The sequence below is a fragment of the Stenotrophomonas sp. SXG-1 genome (assembly GCF_014083965.1).
Lineage (GTDB): Bacteria > Pseudomonadota > Gammaproteobacteria > Xanthomonadales > Xanthomonadaceae > Stenotrophomonas > Stenotrophomonas geniculata.
In genome coordinates this window covers 1517378-1532122 of record NZ_CP046588.1, presented here as the reverse complement: position 1 = coordinate 1532122, position 14745 = coordinate 1517378, and the positions used below count along the sequence as shown (strand labels likewise).

General features: G+C 68.4%; 15 protein-coding genes. 10 read left to right on the top strand and 5 right to left on the bottom strand.

Annotated elements, in window-relative coordinates:
• The first annotated feature begins 81 nt into the window (after positions 1-81).
• From GOC52_RS06965 to GOC52_RS06940, 6 genes are all read left to right on the top strand, one after another.
• The gene (locus GOC52_RS06965; RefSeq protein WP_191850998.1) at positions 82-1434 is read left to right on the top strand and encodes an omega-aminotransferase AptA; all 1353 of its coding nucleotides are present in this window, start codon (positions 82-84) and stop codon (positions 1432-1434) included.
• Positions 1435-1497: 63 nt separating this feature from the next.
• Positions 1498-2376, top strand: a complete 879-nt coding sequence (locus GOC52_RS06960; protein WP_191850996.1) for a ParB N-terminal domain-containing protein — start codon at positions 1498-1500, stop codon at positions 2374-2376.
• 124 nt (positions 2377-2500) lie between these two features.
• Complete coding sequence (locus tag GOC52_RS06955; protein WP_191850994.1) at positions 2501-3787, top strand: DUF445 domain-containing protein; 1287 nt, start codon at positions 2501-2503, stop codon at positions 3785-3787.
• 245 nt (positions 3788-4032) lie between these two features.
• The gene (locus GOC52_RS06950; protein ID WP_019336682.1) at positions 4033-4347 is read left to right on the top strand and encodes a DUF3649 domain-containing protein; all 315 of its coding nucleotides are present in this window, start codon (positions 4033-4035) and stop codon (positions 4345-4347) included.
• Complete coding sequence (locus GOC52_RS06945) at positions 4344-5972, top strand: PepSY-associated TM helix domain-containing protein (RefSeq protein ID WP_191850992.1); 1629 nt, start codon at positions 4344-4346, stop codon at positions 5970-5972. The genes GOC52_RS06950 and GOC52_RS06945 overlap by 4 nt, the downstream gene beginning before the upstream one ends.
• On the top strand, positions 5969-6298 hold the full coding sequence (locus tag GOC52_RS06940; RefSeq protein WP_010486188.1) for a DUF3325 domain-containing protein: 330 nt from the start codon (positions 5969-5971) through the stop codon (positions 6296-6298). The genes GOC52_RS06945 and GOC52_RS06940 overlap by 4 nt, the downstream gene beginning before the upstream one ends.
• A gap of 71 nt (positions 6299-6369) precedes the next feature.
• Here the strand turns inward: GOC52_RS06940 and rlmKL are convergent, their stop codons facing one another.
• Together rlmKL and GOC52_RS06930 are read right to left on the bottom strand one after the other, a co-directional pair.
• Positions 6370-8508 (bottom strand): bifunctional 23S rRNA (guanine(2069)-N(7))-methyltransferase RlmK/23S rRNA (guanine(2445)-N(2))-methyltransferase RlmL, encoded by a 2139-nt coding sequence (gene rlmKL / locus GOC52_RS06935; protein ID WP_019336679.1) that lies wholly within the window; start codon positions 8506-8508, stop codon positions 6370-6372.
• A 145-nt stretch (positions 8509-8653) separates the two neighbouring features.
• Positions 8654-9181, bottom strand: coding sequence for an alpha/beta hydrolase (locus GOC52_RS06930; protein ID WP_019336678.1), 528 nt, complete (start codon positions 9179-9181; stop codon positions 8654-8656).
• Between the two features lie 72 nt (positions 9182-9253).
• On the opposite strand from GOC52_RS06930, the gene GOC52_RS06925 reads away from it, so the two are divergent.
• Positions 9254-9820, top strand: a complete 567-nt coding sequence (locus GOC52_RS06925; protein WP_010486193.1) for an N-acetylmuramoyl-L-alanine amidase — start codon at positions 9254-9256, stop codon at positions 9818-9820.
• 308 nt (positions 9821-10128) lie between these two features.
• Here the strand turns inward: GOC52_RS06925 and GOC52_RS06920 are convergent, their stop codons facing one another.
• From GOC52_RS06920 to GOC52_RS06910, 3 genes are all read right to left on the bottom strand, one after another.
• Positions 10129-11031, bottom strand: coding sequence for a sulfurtransferase (locus GOC52_RS06920; RefSeq protein ID WP_191850990.1), 903 nt, complete (start codon positions 11029-11031; stop codon positions 10129-10131).
• Complete coding sequence (locus tag GOC52_RS06915; protein ID WP_043402636.1) at positions 11028-11831, bottom strand: CoA pyrophosphatase; 804 nt, start codon at positions 11829-11831, stop codon at positions 11028-11030. Before GOC52_RS06915 ends, GOC52_RS06920 begins: the two co-directional genes overlap by 4 nt.
• A gap of 136 nt (positions 11832-11967) precedes the next feature.
• Positions 11968-12669: an FKBP-type peptidyl-prolyl cis-trans isomerase N-terminal domain-containing protein gene (locus GOC52_RS06910; protein WP_010486198.1), complete on the bottom strand. Its 702-nt coding sequence runs from the start codon at positions 12667-12669 to the stop codon at positions 11968-11970.
• Positions 12670-12836: 167 nt separating this feature from the next.
• Between GOC52_RS06910 and GOC52_RS06905 the strand changes: the two genes are divergently transcribed.
• The 3 genes from GOC52_RS06905 to nth are packed head-to-tail and all read left to right on the top strand — an operon-like array spanning position 12837 to position 14666.
• Entirely contained in the window at positions 12837-13619 is a 783-nt protein-coding gene (locus tag GOC52_RS06905) for an enoyl-CoA hydratase/isomerase family protein (RefSeq protein ID WP_043402633.1), read from the top strand.
• A 4-nt stretch (positions 13620-13623) separates the two neighbouring features.
• Positions 13624-13977, top strand: coding sequence for a hypothetical protein (locus GOC52_RS06900; protein WP_043402629.1), 354 nt, complete (start codon positions 13624-13626; stop codon positions 13975-13977).
• On the top strand, positions 13977-14666 hold the full coding sequence (gene nth / locus GOC52_RS06895; RefSeq protein WP_029380075.1) for an endonuclease III: 690 nt from the start codon (positions 13977-13979) through the stop codon (positions 14664-14666). Before GOC52_RS06900 ends, nth begins: the two co-directional genes overlap by 1 nt.
• The last annotated feature ends 79 nt before the right edge of the window (positions 14667-14745 follow it).

Sequence of the window (14745 nt, the reverse complement as noted above, 5' to 3'; positions counted from 1 at the left end):
CCTTCGTTATACCGGGACCGCCGCGACTCCGCCGTGACGCGGCTGCGCTACATTCGTCGCATCGGACCCGACGGAGCTGGCATGAAACGTCCCGAAAGCGACCTGCACGACCTGGCCACCCAGCGCCCCGAGTCACTGGACGCGTACTGGATGCCGTTCACCGCCAACCGCCAGTACAAGGCGGCACCCCGCATGCTGGTGCGCGCCGAAGGCATGCACTATGAGGATGTCGACGGCCGCCAGATCCTCGATGGAGCTGCCGGCCTGTGGTGCTGCAACGCCGGCCATGCCCGCCCACGCATTGTCGATGCCATCGCCGAGCAGGCACGCACGCTCGACTACTCGCCGGCCTTCCAGATGGGCTCGCCGCCGGCCTTCGCGCTGGCGCAGCGACTGGCCGCACTGGCTCCGGGCCCGCTCAACCATGTGTTCTTCACCAGCTCCGGCTCCGAGGCGGTGGATACCGCGATGAAGATCGTGCTGGCCTACCACCGCCAGCGTGGCGAGGGCCAGCGCACCCGCTTCATCAGCCGCGAGAAGGCCTATCACGGCGTCGGTTTCGGCGGCATGGCACTTGGCGGGCTGCCCAACAACCGCAGGGCGTTCGGCCTGCAACTGGGTGGCGTGGACTACCTGCGCCACACCCTGGACCTGCCGCGCAATGCGTTCAGCAAGGGCCTGCCGCGCCAGGGCGCGGAACTGGCCGACGACCTGGAAAGACTGATCACGCTGCACGACGCCTCCACCATTGCCGCCGTCTTCGTCGAGCCCATCGCCGGCTCCGCCGGGGTGATCCTGCCCGCACCCGGCTACCTGCAGCGCCTGCGCGAGCTGTGCGACCACCACGGCATCCTGCTGGTGTTCGATGAGGTCATCACCGGCTTCGGCCGGGTTGGCATGCCGTTCGCCGCGCAACGCTTCGGGGTCACCCCGGACCTGCTGACCTTTGCCAAGGCGGTCAGCAACGGCGCGGTGCCTCTGGGTGGCGTGCTGGCCAGCGACGCCGTGCATACCACGCTGATGCAGGCACCGCCGCAGGCCATCGAGCTGTTCCATGGCTATACCCATTCCGGCCACCCGCTGGCCTGCGCCGCAGCGCTGGCGACGCTGGACGTCTACGCCGAGGAGCGCCTGTTCGAGCGCGCCATCGAGCTGGGCGAGTACTGGCAGGAACGGCTGCATGCGCTGCAGGGCCTGCCCAACGTGATCGACATCCGCAACTTCGGGCTGGTCGGCGCGGTCGAGCTGGCACCGCGCCGCGATGCTCCCGGCAGCCGTGGCTACGAGGTGTTCCGGCGCTGCTTCCATGACGGCCGGTTGCTGGTGCGCTGCACCGGCGACATCATCGCGCTGTCGCCGCCACTGATCGTGGACAAGGCACAGATCGACCAGATCACCGGCACCCTGGGCGAGATGATCCGGGCCACCGCCTGAGCCCGGGCCAGCGGTGGCGAGCGGGTACAATGGGCGGTTCCGCTCCTGCTCGCTGCCGTGCCCATGGATATCGTCGTCAAAGAAGAACTCAAGGCCTACATCGACCCGCTGACCGCGGACGAACATGACGCGCTGGAGCGCAGCATCCTGGCCGAAGGCTGCCGCGATGCGCTGGTGCTGTGGGGTGATGTGCTGGTCGATGGCCACAACCGTTTCGGCATCTGCCAGAAGCACGGCCTGCCCTTCAACACCGTGCAGAACACCCGTTTCCAGAGCATGGAAGACGTGCACCTGTGGATGATCGAGCAGCACCTGGGCCGCCGCAGCGTGTCCGATTTCCAGCGCGGTGTGCTGGCGCTGCGCAAGCGCGACATCCTGGCCGCCCGCAAGCAGGTCGAGCAGGCCCAGCTGCAGCGCGAGAGCGACGGCACCGCCGACGTCGTCGTAGACGCGGGCGAGGACAGCCCGCCGTGGGAACCGGCGCCGAAGATCAGCCGCGCCGAGCTGGCCCGCGAGGCCAAGCTGAGCACAAGCCAGGTCGGCATGATCGAGCGCATCCACGCCCAGGCCGCGGCCGAGGTGGTGGAAGCGGTGAAGGCCGGCGTGATCTCGATCAGCGCCGCTGCGGCCGTGGCCGACCTGCCGGAAGACGAGCAGCGCGCTGCCGCCGCCGGTGGCAAGGACGAGCTGAAGCAGGCCGCCAAGCGCGTGCGCGAGTCCAAGCGCAAGCCGCGTGCACCGAAGCCTGAACCAGGCGAGATGGATTTCGAAGAACCCAGCGAGGACGAGGTGGCCAGCCGCGATGCCGAGGTTCTGTCGGCACTGGAACAGCTGGGCGAGGATGCACCGGCCCTGCGCCGTCGCGTGGTCGCGCTGACCCGCGAGAACGACACCCTGCGCGCGCAGCTGGCCGCGCTGCGCAAGCAGCTGGAAGCGCTCTAAGCGCTCTCGACGCGCTTCTGTAGAGCCGAGCCCATGCTCGGCTGCTCTTTTCCACGCGCAAGGCAGCCGAGCATGGGCTCGGCTCTACAGACAGGCGTCACCAAGCTGCGGTTAGACTTTCCGCATGACGCCTGCCCACGATCCGCGCCGCGCTCAGCTGCGGCGCCTGAAAGCCCTCGCGCTGGGCCTGTTGCTGTTGATGCTGGCCGGTTTCGCAATCAGCCACTGGCAGGGCGAGCGCGGCATCTGGGCCTGGGTCTCGCCCTTCTGCGAAGCAGCGGCCGTGGGCGCGCTGGCCGACTGGTTCGCTGTGGTCGCGCTGTTCCGGCGGCCGATGGGCCTGCCGATCCCACATACCGCAATCATCCCGCGCAGCAAGGAACGCATCGGCGACAGTCTCGCCCTGTTCGTGCGCGACCAGTTCCTGGAGCCGGGTGTGCTGCTGGCCAAGCTGCAGGTGTTCGATCCAGCCAGCCGCCTCGGCAGCTGGCTGGCCGACCCGGCACGCTCGCGCATGCTGGCCGACATGGCCCGCGGCTGGGCGCTGCAGGCGCTGGATTTCTTCGACGAAACCGCCGTGCGCCGGCAGCTGCACGCCTTTGTGGTGCAGCAGCTGCGGCAGTGGAATGCCGCCGCCACCGCCGGTGAGCTGCTGGCCCTGCTGACCGCCGATGGGCGCCACCAGCGCGTGCTCGACGAGGGCCTGCAGCGCCTGGGGCGCTGGCTGGAGCAACCGGAAGTGAAGGAGCGTGCTTCGCAGCTGATCGTGCGTTACATCCAGCGCGAGTGGCCCACCCTGTCGAGCACGGTGAACTGGGTCAAGCCGATCGACGAGATCGGCGACAGCCTGGCCGAGCGCCTGGCGCGGGCGGTGCTGGAAGAACTGCAGCAGGTGCTGGCCGAGCCGCAGCATCCGCTGCGCCAGGACTACGAGAGCTGGCTGCAGAACTACGTGCAGCGCCTGCGCGAGGACCCGGCCCTGGCCGAGCGCATCGAGCAGCTCAAGCAGGAAATGATCGACCACCCCGCCCTGCAGGACTACGTGCAAGGGCTGTGGGCGCGCATCCATGCCAGCCTGCGCGCCGACCTGCAACGCGAGGACTCGGCACTGGTCGGCCACCTGCAGCGCAGCCTGGCGTCGCTGGGCAGCAGCCTGCAGGCCGACCCGGCCCTGCGCGAGGCCCTCAACCAGCACCTGCTGGAAGGTGCGCAGCGCCTGACCGGGCGCCTGCGCGAGGGCGTGACCACGCATATCGCGCAGACCGTGAAGGGCTGGGACGAGCGGCACCTGGTCGAGCAGCTGGAACTGAGTGTGGGCCGCGACCTGCAGTTCATCCGCTTCAACGGCACCCTGGTAGGTGGCCTGATTGGCCTGCTGCTGCATGCGGCAACCGTGGTGTTCAGGTTCTAGGCGTCGCCCCTCCTCACGCTTATCATGCTTGATTCATAAATTGCGAATGCCTATCATTTACTGATCGGTTGTACGCTTAGCCAAACGGGCGCGGAAGACGCGCCCATCGCCCGTGTACATCCCCGACCTCTGGGCTGCCCGTCTGCGCGGGCGGTGCTTCGTCGATGGGACACGCTGGGCGACATGCGCAGGGCGCAAGGGGGCCGCGGACGCGTTCCATCCCCTCCCCTACCTGCAGGAACGCCGTGGACCGCTCGCCCGCAACCGCCAGCCCCCGCACCTTCTTCTCCAACCCGCGCTGGGGCGTGCTGTCACGCTCGTTGGCTGCAATCTTCGGCGGCTACGCGCTGGCCTCGGTGACCAGCGTGTTCTGCGCGGTGGCCCTGCCTGGCGCGCGCGGCCAGACCGTGCTGACCGGCATGCTGCTGGCGATTCTGGTGGCCGCCTGCGCGGCGCTGTGGGCGTTCGCTACCCGCAGCGCGCTGCGTGCGTGGATCGGCATTCTCGCTCCCACCCTGCTGATGGCTGCCATCGCGCGCATGCTGGGGGCCTGGGCATGAAGAACGGATTCCGCCAGTCGATGGCCTGGCTGCACACCTGGACCGGGCTGCTGGTCGGTTGGTTGCTGCTGCTGATTTTCATGGCCGGCACGGCCAGCTACTACCGCGAGGAAATCAGCCGCTGGATGCGTCCCGAACTGCCGTCCAGCAACGTCAGCATCGACGTCGCCGCGCAGCGCGCGGTGGACTACCTGCAGGCCAACGCCGCGCAGGCCGAGAACTGGTTCGTCACCCTGCCGCAGCCGCGCAACCCGGCCATGCAGATGTTCTGGCGACTGCCCCCGGAACTGGCCGACCCCAGCCGTGGCCGTCGAGGCGGCTTCGGCGATGCCACGCTCGACCCCAACACCGGCCAGGCACTGAAGGCCCGTGAGACCCGCGGCGGTGATTTCTTCTACCGCCTGCACTTCGACCTGCACTACATCCCGGTGCTGTGGGCACGCTATCTGGTCGGCTTCTGCGCGATGTTCATGCTGGTGGCGATCATCACCGGCGTCATCACCCACAAGAAAATCTTCAAGGACTTCTTCACCTTCCGCAAGGACAAGGGCCTGCGCTCCTGGCTCGATTTCCACAACGTCAGCGCGGTGATGGCCCTGCCCTACCACGCGATGATCACCTACACCGGCATCGTCACGCTGATGATCATGTACCTGCCGTGGGGCGTGAAAGTCGCCTACCCGCAGGACGAGGACAAGTTCTTCAGCGAAGCCTTCGGCGGCATGCCGGAGGTGACCGCGCCGGCCGAAGGCCGCGCAACACCGCTGCCGATCGCGCAACTGCTGGACAGCGCGCGTGCGCATTGGCACGGCGTGGAAGTGGCCGGCTTCACCGTGTCCAACCCGGGCGCGGCCAATGCGGTGATCGACATCCGCCAGCGTGATGGCAAGCGCCTGTCCACCGACACCCCGGCCGTGCGCTACGACATGGTCAGCGGTGCATTGCTGGAAGAAACACCGCCCTCCGGTGGCGCCACCGCCACCCGCGGCGTGCTGTACGGCCTGCATCTGGCACGCTTTGCCGACTGGGGCCTGCGTGCACTGTTCTTCCTGTCCGGCCTGGTCGGCTGCCTGATGGTCGCCAGCGGCGTGGTGCTGTGGGCGGTGAAGGAACATCCCAAGCATGCCAAGAGTGGACGCATCGGCTTCGGCCTGCGCCTGGTCGATGCGCTGAACATCGGCACCGTGGCCGGGCTGCCGATCGCCTTTGCCGCCTACTTCTGGGGCAACCGCCTGCTGCCGCTGGCCATCGCCGAGCGCTCGAGTGCGGAAGCCAACGTGTTCTTCTACGCTTGGGGCGGCGCGCTGCTGGCCGCTTTCATCTGGCCGAAGCGGATGATGTGGGCGTGGCAGCTGTACCTGGGCGCCGCCGCGTTCGCGCTGGTGCCGGTGGTCAACGCGCTGACCACGCATGCCCACCTGGGCGTCACCCTGCGCAACGGTGACTGGGTGCTGGCCGGCGTTGATCTGTCGATGATTGCCTTCGGCGCGATGCTGGCGATGTGCGGCTGGCGCATGCAGCGCTGGACGCCACCGCTGAGTGCGGCCGAGAAGAAGAAGCGCGCGGCTGCCGCAGCAGCGCCGAAGGCATCAGTCGAAGCGGCCGAAGCGGAGGCCAGCGCATGATGCTGCTGGCTCTGACGCTGTCGTTCTCTGCGTTCACCGCCCTGTCGCTGGCGATGGAAAAGCACCAGCACGACCTGCACGGTAAGGCTGCAGCTCCCCCGGCACGGCGCACGCAGTGGCGGGTGCTGGGCTGGGCCCTGCTGACGGTGGCGTTCGCGTTGTGCGTGGTCGACCATGGCTGGGCGATGGGCCCGGTGCTGTGGCTGGGCACGATGACCCTGGGCGGTGTGGCGCTGTCGTTCGGGCTGTACCCGTACCGACCGAAGTGGATCGCGCCGCTGGCGATCGCGTTGCCGGTGGCCGGGCTGGTGGTGGGGTTGCTGTAACCGCCATCCACGCATGGCGTGGATCTACTGGCCAGATGGGTGGTGCCGGCCATCGGCCGGCACTGACGGACTTACCCCAACCGCTTCAGTTCCCACGCGCGGTGGATGCGCGCGTTGCGCTCGAAATCCGGACCGATGGTGCGCGCGGTGATCTCGCGGCACTGGGCGAATTCGGCGATGGCGTTCTCTTCCAGCTTGAAGCGGCGGAAGTTGTTCGAGAAATACAGCACGCCGCCCGGTGCCAGCCGCGCCACGGCTGCGCGCAGCAGCTTCAACTGCTCGCGCTGCACATCGAAGTCATCGGCACGCGCGGAGTTGGAGAAGGTCGGCGGGTCGCAGAAGATCACGTCGTACTGGCCCCGGTCGCCTTCCAGCCAGGCCATGGCATCGGCCTGCACCAGCAGGTGCTGGTTGCCGCCCTGCCCGTTCAGCGCCAGGTTGTCGTAGCACCACTGCAGGTAGGTGGCCGACAGGTCGACGCTGGTGGTGCTGGCGGCACCGGCCACCGCGGCCTGCACGCTGGCCACGCCGGTGTAGCAGAACAGGTTGAGGAAACGCTTGCCGCGCACCTGCTCGGCCATCATCCGGCGCAGCGGGCGGTGGTCGAGGAACAGGCCGGTATCGAGGTAGTCGAACAGGTTCACCTGCAGCAGCGCGTTGTTCTCGCGCACCACGATGAACTCGTCACGCTGCTCGAAGCGGCCGTACTTGCTGCCGCCCTTGCCGCGCTCACGCGACTTCATCGACACCTGCTCCGGCGGCACGCCGAACACTTCGCGCGCTGCCGCCAGCAGCTCGTTGCGGCGGCGGCGCACGTCGTTCTCGGGAATCGCCGCCGGTGCGGCGTATTCCTGCACATGCAGGAAGGTGCGGCGCTTGCCACCGTCTTCCTCGTAGACATCGATGGCCGCCGCGTACTCCGGCAGATCGGCGTCGTAGGCGCGGAAGCAGGTGATGTCCTCGCGGGCACGCCAGCTCTTGAACTTCTTCAGGTTCTTGCGCAGGCGATTGGCCACCATCTGCGCACCTTCGCTCAGCTCGCGCGGCTGCGCCGGGTCACGGCCCGGCACGGCGATCGGGTCGCAGACGATCAGCGCGCATTCCAGCGCACCGTTGAACATCTGGTACTTCTTGCCCGCACGCAGGCCGGTGGCGAAGGCCAGCTCGTCGTTGCCGCACAGCAGGCTGGCACGCCACTGCGGCACGGCCTTCTGCAGGGCGTTGCCCAGTGCGCGGTACAGCGCCGGATCGGCGGCCAGGCGCTCGTCGTACGGCGGGTTGCAGACCACCGCGCCGATCTCCTGCTCCGGCGCGGCCAGGTCGGCGACGTCGGCGCGGGTGAAGCGGATCGCGTGGGCGACGCCCGCGACCTCGGCATTCTCGCGTGCCGCCTGGATCGCGGTCGGGTCGATGTCGCTGCCGTGGATGACCGGCTTCAGCGCGGCCAGGCCTGCGGCCTCACGGTCACGCGCTTCGCTCTGGATGGTCTTCCAGGCGGCCTTGTCGAAGCCCAGCCAGCGGCTCGGCGGCAGGCTGCCATGGCGCATCAGGCCGGGAGCGACGTCGGCGGCCATCAGCGCGCCCTCGATCAGCAGCGTGCCGCTGCCGCACATCGGGTCCAGCAGGCCACCACCGGCGGCGTGCAGGCGCGGCCACTGCGCGCGCAGCAGCAGCGCGGCAGCCAGGTTTTCCTTCAGCGGTGCCTCGTGGGCGGCACCGCGCCAGCCCCGGCGATGCAGCGGGCCGCCGCCGAGGTCGATCGACAGCGAGGCACGGCCCTTGCGCAGTGACAGGTTGACGCGCACGTCCGGCAGGTCGGTGTTGACCGAGGGGCGTTCCAGGCCCTCATCGCGCATGCGGTCGACGATGGCGTCCTTGATCCGCTGCGCGGCAAAGCGGGCGTGGGTGATCTTGTCGCCGGACACATGTGCGTCCACCGCCAGGGTCATCTCCGGCTTGATGTGCTCATGCCACGGCAGCGCACGCACGCCGTCATACAGGGCCTGCTCGTCCGGGCACTCGAACTCGTCGATCGGCCACAGCACGCGGCTGGCCAGGCGCGACCACATCACGATCCGCAGCGCCTGCTCCAGTTCGCCCTCGGCGTTGACGCCGGCAATGGTGGCAGTGGCCTTGGCAAGGCCCAGGGCCGACAGTTCATCGGCAAGCAGGTATTCCAGGCCCTTGGCGCAGGAGACGAAGAATTTCACGGAATCGGTTCGCAGATGGTCGGGCGCGGCACAGGGGCCGGGCCAGTCGGAAAGGAGGGCCGTAGGCACGGCCGGCAGGCCCGCGCCGGGGGCGGCGGGGCTGTCATTGTAGTCAAAGCGGGCGGGCGCGCCGTGCGCCCGGGCTTCACAGTTGCCGCAGCAGGCGCTCGAAGGCCTGCGCGGAGGCCTCCACGTGGTGCTCCAGGCGGTGACCGTCGTCGACCAGCAGCAGCTGCGCCGAACGCGCCTGCGCCCAGGCAATCACCCCGGCGGCCGGTACCACGTCGTCATGCCAGGCCTGCACCACCGTGGTCGGCACCGCCGCAGCATCCAGCGCCGGCATCGGGCCCATGGTGGTCGGCGGCACCATCAGGAACAGGCCGGCCACAGGCACCTGCAGCGAGGCGATGGCGGAGATGTAGGCGCCCAGGCTGGAGCCGGCCAGCACCACCGGGCCCTGCTGGGCGGCGATGGCGGTACGTTCCACCAGGCGCTGCAGCCGGGTGCGCACGTCACCCACCCGGCTGACCTCGCTCATCGCGTCCAGGTCGGTGTAGTCCGGGCGTTCATGGGTCCAGCCCAGGCGTTGCGCCACGTCGGCCAGCGCGGTGACCTTGGTCGCTTCCGGGCCGCTCTCGAAACCGTGGGACAGGATGCAGTGGCCGCGGCTCATGCACGCGCTCCGTGGGAGCGGGTCGGCGGCGAAAGAGGAGGCAGGTTCATGCCGCAATGCTAGCATCGCTGGATGCCCAACCCGCTCCTTCCCGACCTGCAGCTGCAGCCCCTGCCCTATCAAGACCGCCTGCCGCTGCGCGACCCGGCCACGCTGGAGATGGTGGTGATCCACTGCACCGAGCTGCCCGATCTGGCAATGGCCCGCGAGTACGGCGAGCGCGTGCTGTATGACAGCGGCGCCGGCAACAGCGGCCACTTCTACATCGACCGCGATGGCAGCGTGGTGCAGTACGTGGCACCGGAACGGGTGGCCCACCACGTGCGCGGCATGAACGCGCATACGCTGGGCATCGAGCTGGTCAACACCGGGCGCTACCCGGACTGGTTCGACAGCCGCCATCAGGCGATGGACGAGGCCTACACCGAGGCACAGCTGGCGGCGCTGGAGGCGCTGCTGCTGGCGCTGGTGGCGCGCTATCCGTCGCTGCGGCGGATTGCCGGGCACGACCAGCTGGATCTGGAGCAGGTGCCGGCCAGCGATGATCCGACGCTGACGGTGGCGCGCAAGCGTGATCCGGGACCGTTGTTCCCGTGGGCGCGGGTGCTGGCGAAGGTGCCGCTGCAGCCTGTTGGGTAAGCGGCAGGGCTGCGCCCTGCACCCGCAGAGGCAACGGCCGAAGCAAGGGCAACAGCAGGATTCCCTGGGATGGCGGGGTGGGTCCGGTTGCGGGGGACGCCGTAAACCCGTCCATGGGGGCTTGGCCGCGGCATCCATGCCGCGGACACCCCCGCAACCGGACCCACCCCGCCTTCGACAGTTCTCCGCGATCCTTCGAATCGACACGGGGTCGGCTCCCGTTGCTACGCAACGGGCTCTGACCCCGATTTTCGGTTGATGGGGTCAGAGCCGTTCTCCGTTGGAAAACGGATCCGACCCCGCGCGGCTCAGGCGCCGGTCGCCACCGGGCGGCTGCTGTCGCTCACCCAGCCGCTCCAGGAATCGGCATAGATGCGTGCGCCGCTCAGGCCGGCCGTTTCCATCGCCAGCAGCAGGTGGCAGGCGGTCACGCCGGAACCGCACATCAGCACCACCTGCTGCGGATCGCGGTTGCCGATCACGCCCTGCAGTTCGGCGCGCAGTTCCTGTGCATCCCGCAGGCGGCCGTCGGCAACGTTCAACGCAAACGGGCGGTTGACCGCGCCGGGTACATGGCCGGCGACCGGGTCCAGCGGCTCGACTTCGCCACGGAAGCGTTCGCCCGCGCGTGCGTCGACCAGCCAGCCCGGCGCGTGCTTCAGGCGTGCGCTGATTTCGTCGGCATTGGCAATCTGGGTGGTGTCGAAACGGCCCGGGTAAGCCGGCAGCGCGGCCACCTCATCCTGCCCCGTCGCCAAGGGGTGCCCTGCGGCCTGCCAAGCGGCGATGCCGCCGTCGAGCACGGCGACCTTGCGGTGCCCGATCAGGCGCAGCAGCCACCACAGGCGCGAGGCGGCCATGCTGCCGTCGCTGCCGTCGTAGACCACCACCTGGGTGTCGGGACCAATACCCCACTGGCCGAGCTTTGCGGCGAAGGCATCGCTGTCCGGCAGTGGATGACGGCCGTGGCCGCTGCGGGTCAGATCCGACAGATCCCGATTGAGGTCGGCATACACCGCGCCCGGAACATGCCCCGCCAGATACTGGCCGCTACCCGCCTGCGGATCGGCCAGCGAGGACCGCGCATCGACCACGCGTACGGCGGTGCTGGCAGTAGCACGTGCATCGACGACACGTACGTCCTCACCCAATGCTGCCGCCAGGCTGGCGACATCGACAAGCGTGGTCCACGGCGGATCGATCGGCTTCATTGCACTTGCTCCAGGCGGCGACGCAGGTTGTAGAGAATGGCGGCGGTCGCGCCCCAGATACGCTGGCCGGGCCAGCCGTACTCAAGGACGTGGCGGATGCGGCCGCGGTGATTGATTTCGACCTGGCGCAGATTGTCTGCGGCCATCAGGTAGGCCAGCGGCACTTCGAACACTTCGGCCACTTCGCTGGGCTGCGGCACCGGCACGAAGTCCGGATCGACCACGGCCACCACCGGCGTGACCCGGTAGCCGGTGATCGTCACAAAGGGATCGAGATAGCCCAGCGCCTGCACCTGGCCGGGCGCCAGTGCGATTTCTTCCTGGCTCTCGCGCAGCGCGGCCGCCAGTGCGTCGCGGTCATCGGGTTCGGTGCGCCCGCCGGGGAAGCCGACCTGGCCACCATGCTGGCGCAGGGTTTCGGTGCGACGGGTAAGGATGACCTGTGCGCCATTGGCGCGCGGCACGATGCCGGCCAGTACGGCGGCTTCCACAGGTGGCCCCGGCGGCAGCAGGTCACTCAGTTCGCTGCGGTTCCAGCCGTCGCCGGCCGGCGGCTCGGCCAGTGGATGCAGCGCGCGCATCAAGCGTTCGTGATCGGCCAGCGAGCCGCGCAGTGATTGCTGCAGCTGTTCACGCAGGGGTTGCACGCGATGCAGGATGCGGCTGCGCTCCTCGTTGCTCATCGACGACCACCGTGCGATTTCATCGATGTGCCGCCCGCAGCCGGTGCATTGCCGGTCCGGATCCAGCGTGCACACTCCGATGCAGGGACTTGCGACAACACGCGCCGTTTCTTCCATTGTTTGCACCCGGCAACAGTAGCGCGATCGGGCTGAATTTGCGCGGGGTGCAGATGCGGTGCGTGGCACCGTCGCGCTCCGCGCAAACAAAAACGCGCCGGTGGAATCACCGGCGCGTTTCGTTTACGGCTTCGATTTACTTGACGCTGACCAGCTTGATCTCGAACTGCACAGCCACGTTCGGCGGGAACGGGGTGCGCGGGTCGGCACCGTAGGCCTGGTCCGGCGGCAGGGTGACTTCCCACTTCGAGCCTGCCGGCATCTGCAGCAGGGTCTCGCGCATGGCCTTCATTTCGACGTCGCTGACCTTGATCGACGGAATCTGCTGGGCCGGGCGGGCTTCGGTCGGGCGCTGGCCGTACGGGAACGGACCGGCCACTTCCAGCTGCACGGTGCTGGCCTGGGTCGGCTTGGCGCCCTTGCCGGCTTCGATCACGCGGTACTGGACGCCGCTCGGCAGGGACTGCACGCCGGCCTTGGCCTTGTTCGCCGCGATGAACTGATCGCTCTTGGTCTTGTTTTCGGCAGCAGCCTTTTCGTACTCGGCCTTGGCAGCCTGGGCACGGCCCTGCTCGCGCTTCTGGAACGCTTCAACGGCCGGCTTCAGCTGGTCGGCGGTGATCGCCGGCTGCTTCTTGGCGTAGGCGTCCTGCAGACCCTTCACCACCGAGTTGATGTCCAGCTGCTCACCACGACCGGTCAGCTCCGCCAGGTTGTTGCCGTAGTCGTAACCGAAGTAGTAGCTCAGCTTGCCCTTTTCGGACGAGACGTCCTGGGCGAAGGCATTGCCCGTCAGGGCCAGGGCCGCGACGGCGACCGCGATAGAACGCAACTTCATCAAACAGTTCTCCAGGGGTGGTAACTCAGGGACGTTCTGCGCCGCCCTGAGGCGACGGGTTAGGATAACGGGCACAACGTGTAACCGCTACTCACGATGCAGGCTAAGACCCGTCTGCGTTGGCGGAGTTCAATCTCACTTTTTTTTAACGTTTCAGGAGTTTTCCCGTGGCCGATGCCCTGATCGCTGTCGCCGACGACGGCGCCATCCGCACCGTGACCGTCCAGCGCCCGGACAAGCTCAACGCCTTGAATGCCGCGACCCTGCAGGCGCTGGCCGAGGCGTTCAGCGCCGCCGCTGCCGACCCGGACGTGCGCGTGGTGGTGCTGACCGGTGCCGGTCCGAAGGCGTTCGTGGCCGGGGCCGACATCGCCGAGATGAACACACTCAGTGCGGTTCAGGGACGTGATTTCTCCCTGCTCGGCCAGGCCCTGATGCGCCAGATCGAGCGCATGCCCAAGCCGGTGATCGCGCGCGTGAACGGCTTCGCCCTGGGCGGCGGGCTGGAGCTGGCCATGGCCTGCCACCTGCGCATCGCTGCCGATACGGCCAAGGTCGGGCAGCCGGAGATCAACCTCGGCCTGATTCCCGGCTTCGGCGGCAGCCAGCGCCTGCTGCGCCTGTGCGGCCGCGCCGCCACCCTGGAGCTGTGCCTGCTGGGTGCACCGATCAACGCCGCGCGTGCGCTGGAACTGGGCATCGTCAACGAGGTGGTGCCTGCCGACGCGCTGGACAACCGTGTGCAGGATGTCGCCCGCCAGTTGGCGCGCTCGGCGCCGCTGGCCCTGCGTGGCCTGCTGGATGCCGTGCACGTGGGTGGCGAATGCAGCCTGGAGGCAGGGCTGGAGTACGAAAGCGCGCAGTTCGGCCTGCTGTTCGCCACCGAGGACATGCGCGAAGGCACCAGCGCGTTCCTGCAGCGCCGTCCGCCGGCCTTCCAGAACCGCTGACGCCATGGCATCCCGACCCAACCCCGCGCAGCTGTTCGCCCGGGTCCAGGCAGACGATCTCGATGGTGCCCTGCAGGCAGGCCTGATGGACTACGTCGCCCGCGCCGGCGACGAACAGCTGCTGCCCGGTCACCCGGACCTTCCGCGACGCCTGCAGCAGGCGCAGCAGCAATTGCATACGGCCTGGGCCGCACGCGAACGCTACCGTGCGCGTGCGGTGCGGCTGGCACGGCGCGAAGCCGAGCGCGATGCGCGCCGTACGCCGGCCCCGGCGCCGGACGTGAAACCCGCCCTGCCCGCCGCAGCCGCCGCCATCCTCGCCCGGGCCAAGGCCCGCGCCAGCGGCAAGGAGCAGTAATGGCCACCCTGAAGAAGACCGCACGCGCCCCGGCGCGGCGTGGCGGCACGATGCCGCGCGCCGACGTGGTGGAAATGTTCACCCGCCTGCGCGAACTCAATCCACACCCGAAGACTGAACTGGAGTACAGCTCGCCGTTCGAGCTGCTGGTGGCGGTCGCGCTGTCGGCGCAGGCCACCGACGTCGGCGTCAACAAGGCCACGCGCCGTCTGTTCCCGGTCGCCAACACGCCGGCGAAGATCCTCGCACTCGGCGAGGACGGGCTGAAGCAGTACATCGCCACCATCGGCCTGTTCAACGCCAAGGCGAAGAACGTGATCGCCACCTGTGCGATCCTGCTGGAGAAGCACGGCGGTGAAGTGCCGCGCGATCGCGATGAACTGGAAGCGCTGCCAGGCGTTGGACGCAAGACCGCCAACGTCGTGCTCAACACTGCATTCGGCGAGCCGGTGATGGCGGTGGACACGCATATCTTCCGCGTATCCAACCGCACCGGCCTGGCGCCAGGCAGGAACGTGCGTGAAGTGGAAGACAAACTGGTGAAGGTGATTCCGGCCGAGTTCCTGCTCGACGCGCATCACTGGCTGATCCTGCACGGGCGTTATGTGTGCAAGGCGCGAAAGCCGGATTGCCCGGGCTGCGTGATCGCCGACCTGTGCCGGTTCAAGGACAAGACCCTCGCAGAGTGACGACAGCATCCACGCATGGCGTGGATCTACTGCAACCGGGGCGCAATCCGGGCGTCATACGCAAGCGGTTTCAATGGCA

Excerpts from the sequence above, each read along its gene's own strand:
- GOC52_RS06965 (WP_191850998.1), top strand. The coding sequence starts at position 82 with ATGAAACGTCCCGAAAGCGACCTGCACGACCTGGCCACCCAGCGCCCC.
- GOC52_RS06960 (WP_191850996.1), top strand. The coding sequence starts at position 1,498 with ATGGATATCGTCGTCAAAGAAGAACTCAAGGCCTACATCGACCCGCTG.
- GOC52_RS06955 (WP_191850994.1), top strand. The coding sequence starts at position 2,501 with ATGACGCCTGCCCACGATCCGCGCCGCGCTCAGCTGCGGCGCCTGAAA.
- GOC52_RS06945 (WP_191850992.1), top strand. The coding sequence starts at position 4,344 with ATGAAGAACGGATTCCGCCAGTCGATGGCCTGGCTGCACACCTGGACC.
- GOC52_RS06940 (WP_010486188.1), top strand. The coding sequence starts at position 5,969 with ATGATGCTGCTGGCTCTGACGCTGTCGTTCTCTGCGTTCACCGCCCTG.
- GOC52_RS06930 (WP_019336678.1), bottom strand. The coding sequence starts at position 9,181 with ATGAGCCGCGGCCACTGCATCCTGTCCCACGGTTTCGAGAGCGGCCCG.
- GOC52_RS06925 (WP_010486193.1), top strand. The coding sequence starts at position 9,254 with ATGCCCAACCCGCTCCTTCCCGACCTGCAGCTGCAGCCCCTGCCCTAT.
- GOC52_RS06920 (WP_191850990.1), bottom strand. The coding sequence starts at position 11,031 with ATGAAGCCGATCGATCCGCCGTGGACCACGCTTGTCGATGTCGCCAGC.
- GOC52_RS06915 (WP_043402636.1), bottom strand. The coding sequence starts at position 11,831 with ATGGAAGAAACGGCGCGTGTTGTCGCAAGTCCCTGCATCGGAGTGTGC.
- GOC52_RS06910 (WP_010486198.1), bottom strand. The coding sequence starts at position 12,669 with ATGAAGTTGCGTTCTATCGCGGTCGCCGTCGCGGCCCTGGCCCTGACG.
- GOC52_RS06900 (WP_043402629.1), top strand. The coding sequence starts at position 13,624 with ATGGCATCCCGACCCAACCCCGCGCAGCTGTTCGCCCGGGTCCAGGCA.
- nth (WP_029380075.1), top strand. The coding sequence starts at position 13,977 with ATGGCCACCCTGAAGAAGACCGCACGCGCCCCGGCGCGGCGTGGCGGC.